At 28.5% G+C, this 2,545-nt stretch carries 4 protein-coding genes; all 4 read right to left on the reverse strand.

Annotated elements, in window-relative coordinates:
• The coding region (locus N4A57_RS15725) for an Rpn family recombination-promoting nuclease/putative transposase (protein WP_293658991.1) at positions 1–690 on the reverse strand (690 nt) is incomplete at its 3' end.
• 274 nt (positions 691–964) lie between these two features.
• Positions 965–1,513 carry a hypothetical protein gene (locus tag N4A57_RS15730; RefSeq protein WP_293658992.1) on the reverse strand — a complete coding sequence of 183 codons (549 nt, stop codon included), beginning with the start codon at positions 1,511–1,513 and terminating at the stop codon, positions 965–967.
• Between the two features lie 302 nt (positions 1,514–1,815).
• Positions 1,816–2,088, reverse strand: a complete 273-nt coding sequence (locus tag N4A57_RS15735) for a hypothetical protein (protein WP_293658993.1) — start codon at positions 2,086–2,088, stop codon at positions 1,816–1,818.
• A gap of 182 nt (positions 2,089–2,270) precedes the next feature.
• Positions 2,271–2,545, reverse strand: a 275-nt coding sequence (locus tag N4A57_RS15740; protein ID WP_293658994.1) for a group II intron maturase-specific domain-containing protein, incomplete at its 5' end; no start/stop codon positions are given.

Raw genomic sequence — 2,545 nt, forward strand, 5'->3', positions numbered from 1 at the left:
ATCTGCGCTATATATTCTAAGTCTTTTTAAATCATTTTCATATATTTCTCTTTCTTCTTTATTCAGTGACATGATATCTAATTTTTCAATTGCCTTTTTTATGGTTATTTCTTCTTCTAATTCTTTTGGTATCCGATCTTTATCATACTCATATGCTTTATTTAAAAATGTAACCCATCGATCTAAGGCTGTTTTTATTTCATGAATATCTTTATTGAATTTTTTCAGTTCTACGTAATGCATCTCAAATAAATTGCTAAACTCTTTTTTTGTTTTTGTATTATATACTCTGTATTCATTGTGATAATCTTCTTCATCTATATAGTTGAAATCCAATATATTTATTCCTATAGTTTTCTTTAATTTTTCATAATCTTCTCCACTCGCCATTTGATCTGAAAATACCTTGGCCCAATAATAAAATGCCCTTTTATCATAAAATCCTTGTTCTGCTATTTGCATTTCTATATCATACCATACACCTTTTTCATCTACTGCTTTTATGTCTAATATGGACATTTTTCCGTTCTTATAGTTTGCCAAGTTGTATGGATTTTTAAGTTCTATATCTTTAATTTCTCTCCCTTCACCTAAAATTGAATTTATAAACGCGATTAATATGTCTTTGTTTTCTTCACTTCCAAATAATTTTTTAAATACAAAATCTACCTTTGGATTTAATTTACACATATTTCGTTCACTCCATTTTTATTATTTTATTTAATATTATCTTATCATAATTCAGGAGTTCATATTTATAATCTTTAATTCTTCAATATTATTTTTTTCCATTGGGAATAATGCCTTGATATCGTGCGACGTTCCACATGCTTTTAGTGGAATGTCTGAAAATAGTATGTTATCTGATGGAAAATTTCACCTCCCTCAAGGCTAATATTACACTAACCTGCCTTGAGTTTGTAAATTTATTATTTTTATTTAAGCATATAACATACTCATTTAACTATTTAAATTTAACCTTTTCTTTACAGCTCCTACTTCCAGAGCCATAACCATAAAATATTATAGCTTCCTTCTCGGTTACCCACTCAATTTTATAATCATAATTAGAAAAAGGACGATAGCCATCGTCAGTATATAATGGTGACCCCCCTAATCGTTTTTTGAATATAAGATACTTGCGTTCATATAATTCACATACCCCTAACATCAGAACAGGTTCTTCCGATACAACTAAAGTATTTTTTCCATTAGGGGACTTGAAGTAATATTCTACTTTATCACCATACCATACAGACCAAAAGATATTCACCATTATCAATATACTTAACAATATATACCTACCGATCAATTTATTAACATCACTTTTTGAAACAACTATAAATGCCACAAATAATATGATAAAATCTATAATATCCATGGTACTACTTCCCAATAGATACATATTAAAAATAACCCCTAATACTACCAGTGTAATTCTTAAAATTATCAATATATTAAAAATACATCTTATCCTACTATCTCCCTTAATCTTTATTAAAACATCTTTCATGTTCCCCTCCTAGTTTCTTTTTTCTTTCAAATAACATTCTGACAAGTACCGATGTTTTACATGTTTTAAGTAAAATATTGGTACTTGTATGTTATATAAGATCCAAAGACTCATTGCTGGAATAACGTTACTGTCATTATTATTATGGCAATATTTTCTAAATTATCTTATTACTAAATACCTCTCTAGTAATAGTATTCTCTCAAAAACTGTGTCGCCATTAGACTTAATCCTACTCAAAATATTGGGAACAATAATTATATATACACACTTAAATATACATTTTTTAATATGTTATTTTTTTATTTTAACCATTTTTTCCTATTTACGCTCCACTGAACTGTACCATATATAGTTCCAAGTAATACTCCATATATAATTCCAATCATTATACAACTCGCTACACTTATCCAATCATTGAATACTACTACAATCCCTTCATCTCTTATTGCCTGTACAAATACTATAACAAGTCCTAGAGGAATTCCTTGATATAAAATACCATATTGGAGTATAAATCTTACTTTTCCATTTTTACTAATTTCTTTCCATTTATTAAATTCTTTTTTCTTCATATAACCATTCCTTCTATCATATTAATTATTTCAATTTTACAAAATAACCTCAATCAATCCATTCTATAATAATAGTCACGGTAGAGCCGCCAATCACTTGACGCCCCCCGCACAGATCCCGGCGTGCGGAACTACCGCACCGGGCTCCTCAGTTACACATCTCTACTTCCGTATTTCAGCAGTTATATTCTCATCATAATTTGATTATCTTCTTTTGCTATAAATGGTCTTATCATTCCATACCTTTTTGTAACTTCTTTAAATCCCATGTAGTTAAAACTTTTCCTTTGACTTCTTCTGTTTAACCATTTATATGGTAATTTAAATATCTTGGTGTGGAATTTATTTATCATCTTATAATTTCCTATGATTCCATAGTAATTGTAGTAACCCCTTAATTTAGAATTCAATAAATCAAATATTTTCCTAAGTCTACAATTTCTATGTTCCTTTATCC

The organism is Anaeromicrobium sp., assembly GCF_025210435.1.
Classification (GTDB): domain Bacteria; phylum Bacillota; class Clostridia; order Peptostreptococcales; family Thermotaleaceae; genus Anaeromicrobium.